This window comes from Shigella sp. SIG3 (assembly GCF_053555855.1).
The window spans coordinates 1-3,725 of sequence record NZ_JBQZXE010000196.1 but is presented as its reverse complement, the minus strand read 5'-3'; the positions used below and the strand labels follow the sequence as shown (position 1 = coordinate 3,725).

The following is a 3,725-nucleotide window of genomic DNA, read 5'->3' as shown; positions in this document are numbered from 1 at the left end:
AGGAGATAAGGGACGAACGGCTGATACAGGAATGCGAACATGCGTTATCCCTGGAGCGTGAGCGACAGCCGGAAATACAGGAACGGACACTGGATGGCCCTTCGCTGGGATGGTAATCAGAGACAGGCTAAAATGTTGTCAGCGCGTTTCCGGTGCATTTTTTGGGATAATGGTTGGTTTGGGGGGGCACCGGGAACGCGCTTCAGTCAGACCTTGCTGAAAACATAGGAACGCGTTAAAACGCATACGGGCGCGATTCTGGTGTGTCTTTTGTTGCTGTGTTTTGCCTCTATTGCCAGATCGCGCTCATTCCCCTGAACTTCTGTTTTCCCGCTCAGGTCCCCGTCTTCTTCGCTTCCGAAAGCATGAAAAAAATCCGTTTCAGCTGTCTCTGGCTGGCAATTCCTGCGTGATTCACATGGCTGCATAGCTATGCATGTGGTTAAAATTTACCGGGTGCGATCGCGGCAGTTTTTCGGGTGGTTTGTTGCCATTTTTACCTGTCTGCTGCCGTGATCGCGCCGAACGCGTTTCAGCGGTGCGTACAATGAGATGTTATGGTAAATTCAAGTCTTAGATTTTATGATGTTTAATTAGCTTTTTTTGCGTTTATAATGTTCATCTTTTTTATTAAAATTGATTCAATCTTTGATGTGGGTATTAATATTTTATTTGACAAATAGAAAGTTAAAAAAAACACCATTAATAGTATAAATAAATACCCAAAAACAGAAGCGTTATTAATTTCAATTATTGATGTTAATCTGTATATTACTACATGCTGAATCAACATGGATATGTAGATGCATTTAGCATATGAGTTGAAAAAATAGAGGTTAAATTTCTTATTAATTATTAATGCTGCTTTGTAAATGATAATGCTTATGCACATTAAAGGTATTATTGATAACTGGTGATTGACTATGTTTGTTTTGAACTCATTAGGCCCTATTAATAATACTGTCAATATACATATAACAACCGATAGAATAACTGTGGTGTTTTTTTGTAATTTATTTTTGTATTTAAATGCAAGCATCCCAACCATAAACTCAGGAAGTCGGCAAGCAAAAAACCAAAATGGGAAGTTTAAAAATGATGATGAGATATTTGATATCGGGAATGTTGTAATTGTTATCACAAATAAAAAAAATATGTTACGTTTAAATGTAAAGGTATTCATAACGTGAAAAACTATCGGTGATATCACGTACAGCATAATAACGCACCCAATAAACCACTCGCCTGTAAGGAAAAGAAAATCATAAGAGAAATGGGCGTTTAATATACCATCAAGGGCAAAAAATACTGGAATTATTCTAGTGTACTGGCCTCCTGTTGTCATTATTGATACGAGAGGGACTGTATTAATTATCTCTTTATTTAAATAAGACAATAAAATTAAGAGTAAAGAGATAAAAAAGTAAGTGATAATATAAGGAGTAAGGATCCTTACTCCTTTGTCAAGGAAATAATCAATGGTATTCTTTCTATCTAGTGAAATAAATGCCAAATATCCAGATATAAAAAAAAACAAGCTCACACCTACCTGGCCAAGAACCCCTCCATAAAATGATGGTATGAAAGATAGCCTGGTTTGGCTAAATATGTAGCCATAATGAGATATAATAACAAAAATGCAGGCTGTTACTCGCAATGTATCAATTGACGGATCTCTATTAGACATAACCTTTATTTCGCTGTTCAAATTATCGCCTTTAGTTGATGATGTAAAATTAACGCTATAAATAAGCTACACATTCTAGAGCAGCGAAAGGATGATTCAAGTATTTTTAATAATAAAACGCATTGATAATGTTTATGTTCAGATGGTGCTGATAGCTTTGTCATGCTGTTCCACTGATGTTGATAACGACAGAGACTTTTGTCCTTTTCTTGTTAGATGCTGCCTCAGATTCGGATTATGGCGTTAAAGGGGTTTGACGCTCAACCGAACGGTTTCACACGTTAAGAGCTTTTTGTCTGATAAATCAAAATATAATGGACATTGAAAAACGCCCTCAAAACGGTGTCTTTTTAATCGAAGATTGGCACAAAACGGACACCACCGTCCATTAGTCGATTTTTTAGACGGCTTTTCTCGCCTAACGTGAGTTTTCGTTCGGTTGAGCATCAGACCCCTTTTATATTGTAGATTTCTATTTTTAGACAGTTGGAACAGGACAATTAACAACAGATCTACTTGAGATCATTTGCTTGTCGTCGTAGTCTCTTTCCCAGAAACGAAAAAACCGCCCTGCAAGGCGGTTTCTCGAAGGTTCTCAGAGCGACCAACTCTTTGAACCAAGGTAACTGGCTTATGAGGAGCGCAGTAACCAAATCTGTCCTTTCAGTTTAGCCTTAACAGGCGCATAACTTCAAGACTAACTCCTCTAAATCCGTTACCAATGGCTACCGCCACTGGCGATTTGTCGTGTCTTTCCGGGTTGGACTCAAGTTGATAGTTACCGGAACGGGCGTGGTAGTCGGACTGAACGGGGGGTTCGTGCATACAGTCCAGCTTGGAGCGAACTGCCTACCCGGAACTGAGTGTCAGGCGTGGAATGAGATAAACGCGGCCATAACAGCGGAATGACACCGGTAAACCGAAAGGCAGGAACAGGAGAGCGCACGAGGGAGCCACCAGGGGGAAACGCCTGGTATCTTTATAGTCCTGTCGGGTTTCGCCACCTCTGACTTGAGCGTCGGTTTTTGTGATGCTCGTCAGGGGGGCGGAGCCTATGGAAAAACGCCATCGGCGCGGCCTTCTTCCTGTTTCTGGTCTTTTGCTCACATGTTCTTTCCGGCGTTATCCCCTGATTCTGTGGATAACAGCATTTCGTTTTTGAGTGAGTAGATACCGCTCGCCGCAGTCGAACGACCGAGCGTAGCGAGTCAGTGAGCGAGGAAGCGGAAAAGCGCCTGGACGTGCATTTTCTCCTTACGCATCTGTGCGGCATTTCACACCCGGTATGGCGCACTTTTCATACAATCTGCACTGATGCCGCATGGTTAAGCCCGTATACACTCCGCTATCGCTACGTGACTGGGTCATGGCTGCGCCCCGACACCCGCTAAAACCTGCTGACGCGCCCTGACGGGCTTGTCTGCTCCCGGCATCCGCTCACAGACAAGCTGTGACCGTCTCCGGGAGCTGCATATGTCAGAGGTTTTCACCGTCATCCCCGAAACGTGCGAGGCAGCTGCGGTAAAGCTCATCGGCGTGGTCGTGAAGCGATTCACAGATATCAGCCTGTTCATCCGCGTCCAGTTCGTTGAGCTTCTCCAGCAGCGTTAATGTCTGCCTTCTGATAAAGCGGGCCATGTTAAGGGCGGTTTTTTCCTGTTTAGTCACTGATACCTCCGTGTAAGGGGGATTTCTGTTCATGAGGTAATGATACCGATGAAACGCGAGAGGATGCTCACGATACGGGTTACTGATGATGAACATGTCCGGTTACTGGAACGCTGTGAGGGTAAACAGCTGGCGGTATGGATGCGGCGGGTCTGCCTGGGTGAGCCGGTTGCCCGTTCCGGGAAACTGCCGACACTGGCACCGCCGTTACTGCGTCAGCTGGCTGCCATCGGGGACGAGCTGCGCCGGCTGCGTCTGGCCGTCAGGGAACAGGGGACGCGGGATGATAGTTAAGTTTCATGCCCGGGGAAAAGGTGGTGGCAGTGGTCCGGTTGATTACCTGCTGGGAAGGGAGCGTAACCGGGAAGGG

At 44.3% G+C, this 3,725-nt stretch carries 4 protein-coding genes and 1 pseudogene; 1 reads left to right on the top strand and 4 read right to left on the bottom strand.

What is annotated here, in order from left to right; translation table 11 throughout:
* Positions 1-589 precede the first annotated feature (589 nt).
* From ACUU1I_RS19965 to ACUU1I_RS19950, 4 genes and pseudogenes are all read right to left on the bottom strand, one after another.
* Positions 590-1,708, bottom strand: coding sequence for an acyltransferase family protein (locus ACUU1I_RS19965; RefSeq protein ID WP_152030622.1), 1,119 nt, complete (start codon positions 1,706-1,708; stop codon positions 590-592).
* Positions 1,709-1,825: 117 nt separating this feature from the next.
* A pseudogene (locus ACUU1I_RS19960) lies at positions 1,826-1,918 on the bottom strand (IS1 family transposase); the annotation flags it as partial.
* Positions 1,919-2,350: 432 nt separating this feature from the next.
* Positions 2,351-2,512, bottom strand: a complete 162-nt coding sequence (locus ACUU1I_RS19955; RefSeq protein WP_045343414.1) for a hypothetical protein — start codon at positions 2,510-2,512, stop codon at positions 2,351-2,353.
* 651 nt (positions 2,513-3,163) lie between these two features.
* A complete protein-coding gene (locus tag ACUU1I_RS19950; protein WP_000165977.1) occupies positions 3,164-3,355 on the bottom strand; it encodes a Rop family plasmid primer RNA-binding protein in 192 nt (63 codons plus the stop codon).
* Between the two features lie 63 nt (positions 3,356-3,418).
* On the opposite strand from ACUU1I_RS19950, the gene ACUU1I_RS19945 reads away from it, so the two are divergent.
* Complete coding sequence (locus ACUU1I_RS19945; protein WP_000956007.1) at positions 3,419-3,649, top strand: hypothetical protein; 231 nt, start codon at positions 3,419-3,421, stop codon at positions 3,647-3,649.
* The last annotated feature ends 76 nt before the right edge of the window (positions 3,650-3,725 follow it).

What these genes read in the sequence shown, in the direction of transcription:
- ACUU1I_RS19945 (WP_000956007.1), top strand. Translation starts at nt 3,419, where the DNA reads ATGCTCACGATACGGGTTACTGATGATGAACATGTCCGGTTACTGGAA.
- ACUU1I_RS19955 (WP_045343414.1), bottom strand. Translation starts at nt 2,512, where the DNA reads ATGCACGAACCCCCCGTTCAGTCCGACTACCACGCCCGTTCCGGTAAC.